Below are 17,197 nucleotides of genomic sequence, written 5' to 3'. Positions count from 1 at the left end.
TGTAACGGCGATATTTCTGCAGTTACAGGTAAGATTAAGATTAAAGAAAGATATAAGATATTTATCTCTTCGTAAAAGCAGATAAACATTTCTCTTTGCGCAAGCTTCATGCTATAATGCTCGTGTGTTACTATACTTTAAAGTGTAATGCTTAATTCATTATTTTGGCATCTAGAGGTAGAAGACAGAGCTTTTCGCAGGGTAAAAATATTCGATATTGGATGGGGAGATGTTCTGATTGCGGGTTTATGGTATGAATGTGGAGTGTGTTATGATCTTCATAGAAGTGCTTACGATCCGAAGGTTAATGTTGATGCTTCAAAAAAAGCTGACATCAGTGTTGTTAATAGTGCCGAAAATAAGGAAGCGCTTATCGTGGAATTTGCACTATTGCATCCATATATAAGAGAACTTGAGCAACATCGTTTGCGATATGAGTATGCGCTTCGTGTACGTCCTACTGAGTCGTATAAAAATCGTATAATGCAGGAAAGAAAAGTTAGTCTGCTACAAAAAGTACGACAGATGATGATGGTGCAAAACGGACCTAATGTTGCTTCAGCTGTTAATCTAATTCTCTTAGATGATAATAAGGAAGCAGTTTCTATGAAAGAAGCGACTGAAGAGCAAGAGGAAATTGTAGATTTTCAAGAATCATCGATTACAGAAGAAGATGACGATGATACCGTCTCTTTCGAAGATAATGTTGTCTCTTTCGAAAATAATGCAGAGAAGAACGGTAAAAATGAGAACTTTGAAAGTGATGAGACTTTCACACGAAGAATAAAGAATGACATATCAGAAGGAAGCATATTGCTGTTTCAAAGAATTAAAATGCTGCTTCTGAATATTGAACATAGAATGTTTCTAAAACGGCAGGAAGCAATGGTAGCGAGTATTGTACCTATAGAGGAGGAGAAAGAGCAAAAAGATATTTCTATAGAGGAAGAGAAGGGTACATCATCAGAAGTAGCGGCGAGTGTTGCGCTAATAGAGAAGAAACAAGAAGATGCATTTATGGAAGAAGAGGTAAGCGAGGAAGAAAGCGAAAGTGTGTTGGTAGTGAAAGATATCTTCGAAAAGAAGGAGGAGAATGATGATAAAGGAAACAGTAATGTACTGCCTGAGGAAGAAGAGAACTTAAGTAATGATGTGCCACTTAATGGAGAGAGTAACTCTACGGAGGGAGAAGAACCAGGAGATGTACCTACGGGAGGAGAGAAGCAAGAGAATGTACCTGAGAAGGAAAATGGTGATGATAATAATAAGGAGCACTTAAGTGATATACTGCCTGAGGAAGAAGAGAACTTAAGTAATGATGTACCATCTGAGGAAGAGAGCGAGTCTACGGAAGGAGAAGAGTCAGGAGATGTACCTACGGAAGAAGAGATGCAAGAGAATGTACCTAAGGAAGGAGAGATGCAAGAGAATGTACCTGATGGAGAGAATGTTGAAGAAGTGAAGTATGATGAAGAGAATGTTGAAGAAGTAAGTGAGGAGATTGAGATACAAGATAATGAAGTAGATACAGTGGAAAATAAGAAGGATGATACATTGCTAGAAGTAGTAAAGAATGTTGTACCCAAGGAAGGAAGTGTACCTAAGGAAGGAGAGAATGATAATAAAGGAAACTTGGATGATACTGTACCATCTGAGGAAGAGAGCGAGTCTACGGAAGGAGAAGAGTCAGGAGATGTACCTACGGAAGAAGAGATGCAAGAGAATGTACCTAAGGAAGGAGAGATGCAAGAGAATGTACCTGATGGAGAGAATGTTGAAGAAGTGAAGTATGATGAAGAGAATGTTGAAGAAGTAAGTGAGGAGATTGAGATACAAGATAATGAAGTAGATACAGTGGAAAATAAGAAGGATGATACATTGCTAGAAGTAGTAAAGAATGTTGTACCCAAGGAAGGAAGTGTACCTAAGGAAGGAGAGAATGATAATAAAGGAAACTTGGATGATACTGTACCATCTGAGGAAGAGAGCGAGTCTACGGAAGGAGAAGAGTCAGGAGATGTACCTACGGAAGAAGAGATGCAAGAGAATGTACCTGAGAAGGAAAATGGTGATGAGCAGATCGTGATTCCAGATATAGCAATAGAAAAAGAGGACGATGAAACATTTTTATCGAAGTATGATACATATATTAAGTTCGGTATAGGCGCTGTTTGGGCTATTTATCAAAACCGCAATACAGTAATAGAAATCATAAAAAAGCATCTTCCTAAAAAAATGAAGCGTTTTCTAGGAGATGATAGTTCGCCATCGACAGAAGAAAGTCTATTAGAAGAATTAAAACGTTTTATTGAAGAGAATTCTAAACCTCAATCTGTACCGATAAACGTGAATTTTGCAGGTGGAGGTAAAACAATACAGCAGAAGGCAATAATGTATCATAATGCAGGAAAGAACGGTCAGAAAACAGAAGCGCAGCAAGGAAATGAGAAAACGTTGCAGAACGTGGAAAGAAAGATCGATAATTTATCCGAAAAATTAAAAGCTGCAGAAGCGCAATTACAGGACGTTTTACAAGATCAGCAAGAATTAGAAGATACACTTAAAGATTATTATCTTGGTTTAGAAAATGGTACGCCTTTAGACGATATAAATCTTAGTAATATTGAAAGCAGAGCAAGGATGCTACGTGAAGCGCGTGATGTGCATGTGAGAGATATAGGTGAATATCGTAGATCTATAGATGAGATGAGAATGCGATTGGATGCGGTAGATGCATTAGCGACTCATTACAATATTCAATCTATGCTTACGCCGTATTACAATGATATACAGCTTTTAGAAGATCGTGTGAATAACTTTGGTAGTACATTGCAAAATCTTGAAGAAGGCGAAGAACAAGAGAGGTTCAATTTCATAAAAACGAAAAATCGATTACTTAGAGCGCAAACAAAGATAGCGGATTTACGTTCAAAAATGATTCATGAAAAAGAGAGTGAGAAAAAAATCGTCGCGAAAATACAGGAGTTAGGAGGCGCTCAAGCTATTGCTGCAGAAGCACAATCTAATGCCAATAGAATAATGGCATTAGATAGTGAGATACGTCGTTTACAAGGAACACTTGCTTCATTGCAAGAAGGAGAAGCACATCCTCCAGAAACTATAGGGCAAATTGCAAGATTACTGAAAGAAAAAGCACGCTTACAGAAGAGTATAAATACTGTTACAGAACGTGAACAGAAAGTACGCGCACTAGAATCCGAGCTTCAATCATTAAAGCAGCGTGGTAACTCTTATATAGCGAGGATGGTGCAGGAAGCGAATTTGATACGGCAATTGGAAAAGGAATTATCTAATTACAAAGATCTCTCTTCTGTAGCGAAATTACTTCATGTGCCGCTATATCAGCGTGAAGAAACAACTGTAGAGCCACAGAAGCAAGCAGCAGGAGCAGCTTCGCAATCAAATGCAGCTCATCAAAATGTAATGAGTCGGTTACAATTGAAGCAAGGGCCTGCTACCGTTGTTTCAGAGAGCAATGATTCCCAATCGCATATATTAGAACAAGCGCCTGATACGCTACAGTTCAAGCAAAAATTTGATCTCAAAAATCTCGATTCTACTACAACGCCTTGCTATGGAGAATTTTGCGTATTAGGTGAGAAGCCACAAAAAAATCGTAATCTTCAAAAGAAAAATGTCACCTTTAAAGAGAATGGAGCCGTTCTTGGAAGAAAGATTAAACCTTCGCAGAAAAGCAATGCAATGCAAAATGGTGCAGTGTCTTACAAAAGAAGAGGAGAGTTAGATAATATTAAGGAAAGCTTCCATCTCAAGATAACCGATTTAGAAAGTAAAATATTACGGCTTAGTGCAGAAATAGCAGAAGAAAATGTAAAGCTAAGTAATTTACTTGTTACTTGCAATTCTCAAGATTGTGCGCAAAAGTCATCGGATTGTGCTAGAGATTTAAAGCAAAAAGAGCTTCAGAAGAAAGCTTTTGAAAGAGAGATTGATGATATAAAGGACAAACTGAAAAAAGCGAATAATGAGTATAGCGCAGTGAGAGAAAATACAGGATCGTATAGTAAAAAAGAAATAGCGTTGGATATTAAGGATATGAAGGATGCAATACAAAAAGAAATCGATTTAATACCTATTTTAATAGCAGCGCAGAACAGCCTGCATATTGAAAGGAAAATGAATGAAGCCATTCTAATGGATAAAAGCAATGTGACAGTAGCAGAGTTGTCAAATTATCAGCTGCTTTTGGAACATTTCCTGAAATATTGCGCATCAAATCCAGTGCTTGATGCTGAGCATAGAGAAGTATACGATCTATATAAGAAACATCTTCAACTTATTGAAGAGATAGGAAGATACGACAGAACGATACATTTTGCAAAAGAGAGAATAAAAGAGATCACTATTGCAGTAAGCAAGTATCAGTTTATTAATAAAGATTATACCAACGTACCTGCTCTTCAGCCCTTAGCAGAATCTACATCAACGGATAATTCTATACGCGACGCTACGTTATTGGCATTAGAGGACAGTGCTGCGCAGAATGACTTATCTCTCAATGTTGCAGAAGGTAATATTGTAAGGTTAGAGCAGGCGCTTGTCGCATCAGAAAATAAGATAGTAGAGCTTGAAGGTGTTTTAGCTACTAAAGTTGCTGGAGATTTGGATTACGCAAGGACTGAATTTGAAATTGCAGAAGAAAAATTACAAAAGAACTTAATATCGTCTTATCTGAAGCAATCAAGAGAAGCGACAATTAATTCTCAACGTCAAAAAGAGTTGTACAATACATTGCGAGTTGCAGTTGAAGGACAAGAATATTATGAACGAAACGGTCAAGTTACGCTATTGTATGAGCAAAAACAGTCTGAAGGAGCTAATGCAAGAGAACTCTTTAAATTAGGAGCAGAAACTCGGCAACGTACTTCGCAGTGGATAGATAAATTTAACGAGATGTCTCCTGCGCAAAGACATACTGTGCAAGATTGCGTTGTTGTTACAGCAGAATTGCAAAGAACAGCTACAGCTTACTCTAATTGGGCGTCTGAGAGAGTGAATTTTGGCAAGATAGATAGAGAGCTGTCTCGCTTGCAAGAAGCGGGGCAATATTTCTCTCAGCTACCTTTAACAGCACGTACTGACCAAAATGTAGTTGTAGCAACTGCACAATCTATTGAAAAAGAGGTGCTCAGAAGTGCGAAAAGTTTGAATGCAACCGCAAGAGATGGAGTCGAGCATGTTATTCAAAGTAATTTCAAAGAAAGTGAGCTTCACGGAATGTACTATCTTTGGCATTCCAGCGATGAAAATTACAGAAGATTTCTTCTAGAAAAAATACAGTCTGATATTATACAAAAACACCAATTGAGGAATGATTCAATAGAGAAGCTAGCACTCCTTGAAAAAGACATCGTATTAAATGAGAATTCAGCAAACAGTTTGATACCTACTCTACAAGGTGAAAATTATACTCTATTGCAGAAATTGATAATTACGGTGGAAATTGCGAAATTAAAGCTAAAAGATCATCAATCGTATGGTGCAGTATTGCAAGATATGATTTTTGCGGACGCGAAGAGAATAGAGAATATGCTTATTGTACGGGCATTTCGTATTCAAGATGGTGTTGATGTGAGTGGTATAGATGCGAATATAAGCCAAATGCGCGCTCGCTTGAAAAGTACAGAAGATGAAATGAAAATTGTAAAACAGAATGAAATTCAGCTTCGTAAAGAAATAGATGCATATGGTAAAGCATACACAACAATGAATGATGCAGATCTGTCTGATAAGATTGCTGCAGATTCTGTCAATATAGGAGGGCTGATAAGATCAGCCATAGCGCCAGAAGCTACTGGAGAGGAACAAGCGATACCTCTCAATCCAGATAGTGCTACAACATATGCTTTTAGGCGTGATGCGCTTCAATCAGCAATGCAGATAGAAGAGGTACTACTTGAGAATTTGTTATGGAAAAAAAGTGATGTTTTACCTGCTGATAATGTTACGTTTAATCGTATAGACGGCAGTTTTGACGCTTGGATGAATATGCATCAACAGCAGTTAATTTCTCTTGGTCTAAAGTCAGATGTACTACAGCAATTCCAATCAATGGATGCATATTTCGCTAATCCTGATACGAAAGTACGGCAATTACTTGATAAAAAAAGAGCATTAGAGCAAAAGCATCAGACTATAAGTAGTCAAGAAGCAATAGACGTTGTTGCAAGAATACATAAAGCAGTACATGAAGTATCTATTGCTGAAAGTATATGTCAAATTGCGGAAGACTGGTATAGTGAGTCATTACGCAATTATGGCGCTAAGCAAAAGCTTGACTTTTACAAAAAAAAAGAGATGTATTTAAATGGGCAGCCAATGCCTTATTTTGAAAAATTTCGTAATAGAGAAGAGATTGAAACACTCAAAGCAAATGTACATCAAGAACTTATAAATACAAGAGCGCAAAGAAAAACATTAACAGGAAGTAATTTAGAGCAAGCGAATATCAAGATAAGTCTTTATCTTGATATAGAGGCGGCGTTAGAAGCGGAAATGTTGCCGGAGAACGATGCAGAAAACACTCGTATTGAAATTCAGAAGAGAGAAGAAGCCTTGAATAAGTTACAAGCCAAAAAAACGAAGGTTAACGAAGTATTGCTATCAGTTGAAGATGGTGTTGTAGGAATGCAAGGCGAATTACAGAAATTAGAAATGAAAAAGGAAGAAGTGGAAGTATTGAAGCAGATGATAGTAGAAGTAAAGGGCATGAAAGATAATCTTGCGCGTGCTAGTGCAGAGAATAATTCTTATGAGACAATTTACCAAGGAATAATAGAAGGAGTGATTAGAGGAGATGTTGATTTGAAGGCATTGCCTGATATAGCTCTCCTGCAGCAGATTAGAAGAAGACAGATAACAGAAGGAGATGCAGCAAAGAAGAAGATTGATACATTACGTCATTTAGAACGACAAGTGGCAGGAGATGCTGCTTTGGCGACTAATCTTCAAAATGCTCGAACGACATTGCAAAAGCATCAAGGAGAGTTGAAAGAGATCGAACAGCTTCGTTTACAGGCCTTAAAAGATAAAAATGCACAAGTAAAGAAATTACAAGAGTTGGAGAGAGCAGTAAAGAAAGATCAAGAACTCATCGATGCGCAACGCGTGTTTGTAAATGATTCTATAGAGACATTACATATGTATGATGCTGCGATTGAGAAGACAAAAGACGCAATCATAGGTGTAGAGCATAATATCAAGTCCGCACAAGATGCAATAAAAGATCTGCAAGCGCAGAAGCTTGCGCAAAATAAATTGGAAATAAGTAGATGTGAGCAAGAGAACTCGATAGCTGCTAAGATAGCTGAAATCGATCTTGAGATTGCAGCAAAACGAATAGTTGTAGAGCAAGAAACAGTAGTACAAGTGCAGGATCTCAGCCAAGCTTTTGCGCAAGGAGGAGTTGTTCAAAATATGCAGCAACAGCTAGTGCCTCCTGTAAAATTGAGCGATAGCCCGGTATTATACGTTTCGAAAAAGTTGGAAGAGATTGAGGGATTATGTGATGACGATATGATAGAGCATCCACTATACATGAATGAAAAGTATACTTTGGAAGCTAAAAAATATGCACATAGAGATGCGGAAACACAGTGTTTTAATCTTTTAGAGACGACGCCTGTAAGTCAGAATGAAAAATGGCTTAGCACGTTTGAAGAAAGAACATCGAGAGATCAATCAATATCGGAACCTGAACAAAAGACAAGATTAGAGGATATGATATCGAAGAAAATTGAGGATTTTACAGTGATAGGGCAAAGTATAATGGCGCATGAAGAAACATTATTAACATTATCAAAATCACAGCCGGTAGATGGGATAACGAAAGTACTTCTGCAAAGGCAGATTGATGAAACGTCATTGGCGTTACAATCGTTAAAACATCAGCGATTTGAACTCAGCAATACTATTAGAGAAGCGTATGACCAATTGCATAACTTTGAAGTAAGGTACGGACTTATTGTCACAGGAGCGGATAAAACAATACAATTCGAGATAGATCAAGTGAGGCAGTCTTTATACGCTGCAAGAAAAGGGCGTATGAATTGCCGTGACGAGCTGAATGAATTAGACGAAGCTATTAAAGTAGCAAATCATGATCTTGCTTTATTAGCGGACGGAGCACAGAAACAAGAGAAAGCTATGCTATTACAGGTAATGCAATATAATAGAGAACATGTATTGCAGCAATTAAAAGAATACGAGCATAACATTGATTCATTATGGTCGGAGTTGGTAAGACTTCGAAATTCAGATCGCGGACATGATACTATAGCAAGTCCAGAGAAAGATTTTGAAATACAAGAAAGGTTAAGAGAGATAGAACAATGGAAATCTGAAAATGTTACTGATGTGATGCTGACGCAGGAGCAAAAAGATTCAGCATATGCAAAGCTATCGAGTGCATTAGTGCCGCAAGGAATCATAGTATTGAGAGTTATACCTTATAGCGAATCTTATACTGCGTTAGCAATATTAAGAAGAAGCACGGAAGGAGTATGCGCTGCTGCATTACCGCAAATAAACCCATCAGATACACAACGCATGGTAATAGGTGTGGAAGAGCATAATTTGACTATATGGAAGATGCTACACAATTTATCAATGCTGCTTACTTATTCTGATAAGAAGGAGAATTCGTTAGATAAAGCGGCAGGAATGTTGGAGGAATTGCAAGATATTAGAATACAACATCGAACAGATTTTATACTTCCAGAATATTATGATACATATTTAAAGAAAATAGTAGGTAAGCACACTCTATTAAAGGAGAAAAAGCTTGAGAAGATAAATGAGGAACTAAATGAAGTATCTATGGAAATTATTGCTTTGGAGAATGATAAAAAGCTGCAGGAAGTGAAGCTAGCAGATAAAGAGTACGAGTTAGCTAACACATATGATAGGTTGAAAATACCTGTACTTCAGGACGAAAGAAATGCAATTTCTTTAGCTATAGACGGGATTCAAGACCAGATAGACGAAAAGAAGAAGCAGCAGAGCGACTTAGAGAAAGAGAAAAATTATTATTCGAGTTTGATGGCTTCATTAGAGAGAGGCATAAACGCACATCCGTCTTTCATGGCAGATATAAAAGCATGGCAAATATCTGAAGCAGCGATGAAAGAAAGAGAGGAAATGAATGTGTATTTCTCAGAGAGATTGAAGATAGAAAATGATCCTAAAATCAAGGCTCTTCTTGTTACAATTGAAGAGAAGAAAAATGATGGTGTTTACGATGAGAAAGTGCTGCAAGACTTATCTACTCTAGTGACAGAAAATCCAGTAGCAGACTCGAAGTGGGAGGCGAATGTCTCTCCAATCTTGGAAAAGTGTCAGAAAGATTTTAAGAACGATATCGATGCGATGAAGTTATATCGCGTAAAAAATGAAGTAACGTACGCAAATGCTATAGCATTATGCGTAGAATTGAAAAATGCTCTTATTACAAAACTGACTGCAGATAATGGCGGTAAAAATAAACTACTTTTGGAGGAGTTGAATGCCATACCAGTGCCATCTGGACGTAATGATGGTCAAGAAATAAATCTTTATTTAAAGAAGCTTGATACTTTTGCAGAAAGAATTGAAGTACGAAGTGCATTCTCTGACGTTGGTAAGATGAAAGAAAAGTTGCAAGTTTTAGAAAATACGTCTCCTGAAGAGGCAGCGTATAAAGAGGCCGCTATATCATATAAAGACCTCAGAAATGCTCTCGTTGTCACGCTTAAAAAAGAACAAGATACGAATTCGGGATTGTCGCAGAAATTAAATGCTCCAACTAATGCTGAAAACGTGGAAAGTGCCAATACTAAAGCAGTAAGTGTGCATTATACAAAAGTTACCGGGCTATTAGAAAATTGCTCTATGGAAAGAGACACTATGCAACGCGCGAAGGATAGGACTCTTAAAGCGCTTAAAGACTTGCTGAATCCAAGAGCAGTTTCTCCGGAAGATCAAAAGATCGGTGAATATCAAGACATGATAGGGCATCTTAAGTCTGACATTCGTGGAAACATCGGTCGTAGTTTGGTGTTGAAGCAAAAACTTACTGAACTTTCTGGTGAGTTTGTTCTTCAAAAGTCTAACTCTGCTATAGTGTACAAAGATTTAAAAGATCTGCTTAAGCTTATAGAAAAGAGCTCTCTTACCGCACAGAAGGTGCAGATCGAGACGATGCTGCAAAAATTTCAAAATCCTAATGAAGATGTTATCAGTGATGCAGGGAGACAGTTATCTGAAACAGAGTGGCAGGCTGCTTGTCAATTACATGATCAATTGATAAATGATATCCTGGCACAAATTCAACAGAATGCTGAGGCTGACGAGAAATTATTGCAAGCATTAGAGGGGCAAAAACGACCAGAGAATCAAGCAGAGCTACGTACTTCCTTAACAACGGCAGTTAATGCGATAAGCAATCACAATACGGGGCAAGTTTTTGCGAAATATAAAATTAACATAGAGCAGGCACAACATCCTGCAACAGTAGGAGAAGCCGTTGCATTATATACTTCTACGAGAAGTGCATTCTTGGTGCAAGTACAGAGCCATATAGAGGCAAATGAAAGCTTCTTGAGTAAATTAGAACTGTGGAATGCTGCGGAAGAAGATTTAGCAGTACGCGGCGATGTCGATTTGCACGCTCAGTCTGTTGCGCATTTAAAGGAGACTATTGCTATTTTAGAAAATAAAGATGAGAAAGCGATGCTAATAAAGAAAGGAAAAGACGATATAAAGAAAGTATTAGCAAAACTACCAAAGAAGAGTGATGCAGAACGTGTATACGATAATGTATTGTTATCCTACAAGGATGCAGTTAATAGCATTCAGCGTGAGTTTGATGCAGCGAAAGCAAAACAGAATCATGAAGTAGAGTTGCTACAGCGAGCTGGAAAGACTCAATATGGAAGGGATATTTTAGATTTAGTTTTGGAGTATTTGCGTTACGAAAAGAGTAACAAAACAGAGGAGGGGAGAGAATGGAATAAGACAACGAAGGAGAAGATAACTTCTCTGCATGAAACCAACTTCAATAAATGGGGCCGTTTTTCTGATGATGAAAAAGAGGCTTTTAGAGGGATGGTAAAAATAGAACAAGAGCGCCAGAAATTAGAAGAATTTCTAAAAGAAACGGAGTTTTATCGTGATAGTATCCCAGTGTCTGATGCATTCAAATCTTTACAGTACTTAAAGGAAAAGCATAAGCAGGAAGAGGAAAAAGAAGAGTTATACAAGAAAACATTAGTTGAGCAAAAGGAATATTTGTCTCAGTTTCAAGAATTCTTGGTGCAGATTCTAGATAGTGCTAATAATCTCAAGATAACGCCAGGGAGTACTACTCAGTATTCATCTTATGCTGCAAAGATGTTGTCGTTACTCAATCATGAGAGTGCAAAGAAGCTTGTAGCAAAGATGCCACCATTAGTAGCGTATGCGGTAGATCTTTTTAAAGCTGAAATGGTAAAAACTGATATAGCGATGCAGCGGCAGCACGAGCGCGATTCTAGAGTTGAGGCGCGCGAGCGTATCGAGTCTGAAAAAGAGAAAATATTAAATCTACATCATGCAATATCGAAAATTTTCGATGAAGAGAACGCAGAATATCATGAAAAAAATGAAAACTTCTCAAGTGAAAAAGCTATAAGAGAAGTTTTCCGACATCGTGAGATGGAAAATGCATGGAGAAAATTAGAAATTACCGTATCGCTAGAATTATCTCCGGATAAAGCTATAGTGCAGCGTGATGCTCAGGCCTCAGAGATAGGCGAGTTTTTCGATAATGCAGATCTAAACGGAGTAGATATTGCTGGAAGAGGAGGAATGGAGACTATACTTCGAATGATGTCAGATCTGAAAGACTTAAAAGATAATAAAGCAAACGCTGATAAGGATCTGTTACAGCAAAAGTTTCTGCAGAAAGCGATAATGAAAGAGTTGAGATTTGTCACTGATATACAGGAAGGCGAAGAGAAGTTGATGCAATTGGAGCGCCAAAGGCAAGATTTATGGAGGCAAGATAATAAGCTAGCAAAGCGCTTGAAGAGAGGCGAAGATTTTCTAAACGAGCAATTTAAAACAGATATTCAAAAGCTAGATGATGCGTATCAAAGTCAGCGTGCTGCAGATGTAGCTCAATTACTGCAAGTAGATGAGAGGCAGATTGAGCTTGAAAAGAAAGCAGTTGGCGATGAAATCGCAGTTTTAAACGCAGATTTAATGGAGTTAGTAGGAGCACGTTCTGATGATATTATTCCTACTTTCAAAGATATGAAAATGGATGACTGGCTTAGTAAGGGGATTGTATGTCGTAGCAGTGTATTAAAAAAGCAGTTAAAAGCAATAATAGCATTTCTAGATGATAATATTTTAGCAGTGAAAGATGCGATGAAATACTTTGACTTCAGTAATCAGTATGAAAAGAGAGAGAAATTATATCATGCAATGCAAAAGTTAAAGCAAAGTGCTGAGAATGAGCTAAAAACAGTAGAAGATGCTGAGAAAAAAGAGGGCGGCGAAGTTACGTTGTCAAATGGTGCAATGCTGCTACAGATAAAGAAAGAAGCATCTTCGTTACATACTCAACTTATACAGATGGAAGAATCATCTCTTTCTACGATAAAGACGAGTAACCTGCAAGATATAGCACAGCATGAGCTTACGTCCATAAATGAAAGGTTCGGGGGTAATGAGCTATCCGAGGAGATAGGAAAAGTGCGAGCTGCTCGCATGTTTTATCTAGAAGAGCAAAAAAAAATAGACAAGAGAATAGACCTAGTATCGGATGAGAAAGGGAAAAAAATGGACGAAGAAGAGTTGTTACAGTATACTCTTGACCAGAAGAAAAAGATATTAGATGCTGAGGATGCAAGTGATGCCGCAAGTAGTGGCTATTATAAAAAGTTACAGAACTTGAGTGAATTACTAGTTTTACAGCGCAAAGTTGACGCTGATGAGCAGTCGCTGAAGACGATGAATGTGGAATATAAAGAATTAGACGAACGTCCTTTTCGTAGTCTAGAGCAAGACGAGAGATGGCAGCATCTAAAGAAGAAGCGATCGGAAATAACGAACGAAATAAGTGATAATACAAAAAAGCTAGAAATATTAAAGCCAGTTAGTGATTCAAATTTTAGCGACATAGTAGATGAAATTCAAAAAAATAATCCCGTTATATCTGATGCAGATACTCAGAAAGCTTTGAGCGATTTGGATCAATCGAGAGTGAAAATTAGAAGGTTTCAGTCTCAAGATACAATAGACGAGACGATGGAAGCAGTATTAATGCAAGAGTACGATTCTGCGTTACGTGCATTTATTCTAGCATGTCAGAAGAAATTAGGAATCATGAAGATTACTGAAAAAACCGTTGTAGATGCGGCAAAGGAAATACATGATTCGACTCTCGAGAAGCTAAAGGTAGTGCAGGATGTTATAGTTGTATCAGAACAAAAGCTCGAGCTTATGTATGACGAACGAGGCGCAATATTGGAGGAGGAGAGAGCAGTAATAGGCACGGATAATATAAACATGATGAAACATGGCGTCCCAGATATTACAGATGAATGCGTAAATCTTTATACTGAAGCGTATAAAAAGAAAATCATATCAGACAAGCTCCAAAAACTGCTGCCTCTGCAGGATGCTTATGTGCAGCGATTAGAGAACAATAAAAAAATATTAGAAGGAAGTATACAGCCAGCAGCAACGTCACCAGAAATACGGCAATTCGCAGTAATGAAGGTGCTGGACAAATCTCTCATAAAAAAACGAGAAGTAAGTGAGCGATATCAGAGCGAGACGCAGACGTATACTGTGATGAAGAAAACGCAAAAGGAATACAAGAGAATGCATGAGACAGATCAAGAGATATTGAAAGAATATCAGGAAAAAATTAATCTAATGAATAAAGATGTTATAGAACTAGACAAAAATCAAATCGCACTTACTCAGAAAATATCTGAGCTAAATTCTCTTATGATCGAGAATGACAATGCTTTTAGCGCGGAGCAAAAACAATTATATGATGCTTTCAAGAAAGCGAAGAATATATCTGAACTCGCTGAAGAACGTAATGCTAGAAAAGATTTTCATGATAGAATGCAGCGCAAGATAGTGCAAACTTCGCAAAGCTCAGCGCGAAAAGGAGGTTCGCAGTTGAAAATACCAAATTCAGAGACAGGAACAGAACCAGAAGTATCATCTCTTTCGCAGCAGAGTAGGGTGCTAGCAAAGAAGTTTCAATCTACTTCGAAAGAATATGAGCAAAAAGTGAATAAAGTGATGGTAGATGTCGATGATATGATCAGAGTAATGGAAGCTGGTTATAGTGTAGAAGGCAGTATTTTTTTCCAAGATCCGAAGTTGCAAGTACTGATTGGATTAAAACAAAGCATGATTACAGCGCAGTCGATCCAAAAAGACCAAACAAAAAGTTCATTAGAAAAAGCAGCATCTGAGCAAGGAATAAAATTAATGCAAAGAGATGTGATATTACAACTGAATAATCGTCAGTATGATAATGCATTGAAGGGGAAGTTTACCTTACAGTATCCGGAATTGCCGCAAATGCAGCAAGAAAAAAGAAGATTGTTAGACAATGGCGCTTCAGACGCTGAAATATTAGCTGTGCAGGAGAAAATTATAGCACTCGAGTTGCGAGCTATAAAAGTTGAATTTAATATTTCTTCAGATATCCCTATTATATCATCTCTATATCTCAATTTGTTGGAGGAAAAGTTAAGAGATATTGGAATGCCAATTGATGATGAAGTTTCGCGTAAAGAAGAGCATGCGCGCTACTCAAAAGAACTGCTAAATCTTCAGAAAGAACATGCAGCGTTACAAGAGGGTATAAGAGTACTGAATGAAAAAGCAGCGGTGCGTCAGCAGAGTGTAATTGACAGAACAACAGTGATGATAGAGCTATCGGAGCAAGTAAGGGCTCAAGAAGTGCTACGTCTCGCTTCTTATAGAGAAGAAAACGAGATAAATGATTTTATTGTAAAGTGTAAGCTGGAGATAGCCAATAATGCAAAATTAAAAATTCAAGCCAATGAGCCGGGATTTTATGATGAGATAGATAACCAAATGTGGCGAATAGAGAATGAATTTAAAGCTGATGTGCATGCAGAGAATAGTATGCTTCTAGAGAAGGAAGGTGATGCTATTCTCAGGAAGGAGACAGAAAGCTTTGAAAGACAGAATATCCTTTCAGCACAAGTGGAATTATCAAAAATAGAGCAACAACGTTTAAAGCAAGAGCTTCTCGAAATAACGGATAAGATCTCAATGTATAAAAGTACTACGTGCCTTCCATTACGTCGCGATCATTTAGGTCCAGATGATAAAGAGTATTTTCTCGCTGCAGTTAATAGCGATTATTTGAATAAAAATTCTATACTTTACGGTAATAGTGAAGCCAGAAAGATATTGGAAAATGTGATTTCATTAAAAGGCTTTACGAGAACTGCCAAAATTTATGAAAAAGTAATTATACGTAAAGACACTTCTCTCCCTGAAGTACGTGAAAAATTCAAGCAAATTACAACTCTAGCGCAGCATGCAAAGCAGTTTGGAGTATTGTATGATGAAAATGCTTTATTAACTTGTGATGGAGCAATACGTACGTTAGAGAGAAAAGAATATGTATTAGAGAGTGAGATCAAGAATGTAGTGAAGGAGATGCGAAAACTATTACATTATCTGACTAAAGCATTTGATGCACGTGAGTATATTTTAGCTGCTCAACTTAATGATGTGATACATGTAGCATTAAATAAGCACGGCATGCCTAAAAATGATAAAGAGTATCAACTTCTGATACAAGACGGTGTAGTGCATGATGATGAGATAAAAGTGGTTGCTGATAGAATGAATAAGCTGCATGATGAGATTAATGAAATAAGAGAGGAAGAAAAAAAGCTATCAGAGAAGAGTGAAGAAAACGTTAGGAAACGAGAGGATTTGAATTGCCAATCTAATGCTATTCAATTGACGTTGGATCAAAATGCTCAAGATGCAGCGTCTTTTATAAAGGACGAGAGAGATGCATTATCTAGCAAGTATGAAAATGTATTGAATGCTGCAGAAGAATATATCAAAAGCTTACGACCTGTTAAGGATGGTGCAGGGAAAATTGTAGATGGTAAGTATAGTGGTGATCAAATCGCACTACGTAATCAGAAGTCTGCTGATTTTGACGCTGCTACCATCAGTTTTGTTAATGGCGTGACGTATGCAGAAGAGGTGCGCGATGCAGGTATGCAAAAGATGAAATTCGATAAAGGGATTATAGAAGTTGAGGGATTGAAGCAGAAGTTGCAGGAGATTCAAAGAGGAGGAGATGCGCGAAAAAAAGATCTGATTGCATTAGGATTACAGTATGAGGAAGAGGAAAGTGCATATGCAGATGAAAGCGACAGAACAACAGAATTTTTATTGCAAGTAAAGCCTCATAAAAGAGAGCATGCGCTCTTTTCATCGCTTCAGAAGAAACGTATAGATCATTTGCATAAAATAGAAGATCTATCGTTGGAGCATGATAGAAAAATTGTTGTATTAAATGCACAGATGCAGATGTTGAAGAAAGATCCTAATGCTAAAGATATTGCCTCAGAAGGGGTGAAATTATATAACGAAATGTTACAAATAGCCGCTTATAATAAAATCTCTTTAGAAGAGAGAAAGTACAATGATGGCACCTCTTCTTTCGATATTTTCTCTACACCACTATTGCAAAAAGAGGATGATATAGATGTTTCAAGTGTTGCAAGTGGTTCTGATATCGGAGATGCAAATAATATCTTTATGGCTGAGGAGATACCAAATTTCGGTAGTTCTAGGATGATTCCTTTACCAGTCAGTGGTGCTCGGAAAGTTGGCAGTAATCGGGATATTGCAGTACCGCAAGCTGATGGTAGTAATCGGGATAGCTCAGTACAAGAAGTTTTTCATGACATTAACGATAATGAGGAAGTTAATCATGAGGAAGTTAATTATGAGGAAGTGCCACACGATCCGGATAATCTCTTCGGACAGGAGATAAATCTTGTGGTTGGAGGGCCTCATCAAGAGGAGGGGATCTAAATGTGTTTATTAATAAGTTTGTAGAGTGTTTTGACTATTACAAAAAGCAACTATCTAGATTCTGCTA

At 37.6% G+C, this 17,197-nt stretch carries 1 protein-coding gene; it reads left to right on the top strand.

Going from position 1 to position 17,197, the window contains the following annotated elements:
• Positions 1 to 147: 147 nt before the first annotated feature.
• Positions 148 to 17,130, top strand: a complete 16,983-nt coding sequence (locus Fsol_RS03250; RefSeq protein WP_108673453.1) for a hypothetical protein — start codon at positions 148 to 150, stop codon at positions 17,128 to 17,130.
• The last annotated feature ends 67 nt before the right edge of the window (positions 17,131 to 17,197 follow it).

Source organism: Candidatus Fokinia solitaria, from assembly GCF_003072485.1.
Classification (GTDB): domain Bacteria; phylum Pseudomonadota; class Alphaproteobacteria; order Rickettsiales; family Midichloriaceae; genus Fokinia; species Fokinia solitaria.
Note: the sequence above shows the minus strand (reverse complement) of the source record. Positions and strands in the feature narration are given on the sequence as shown.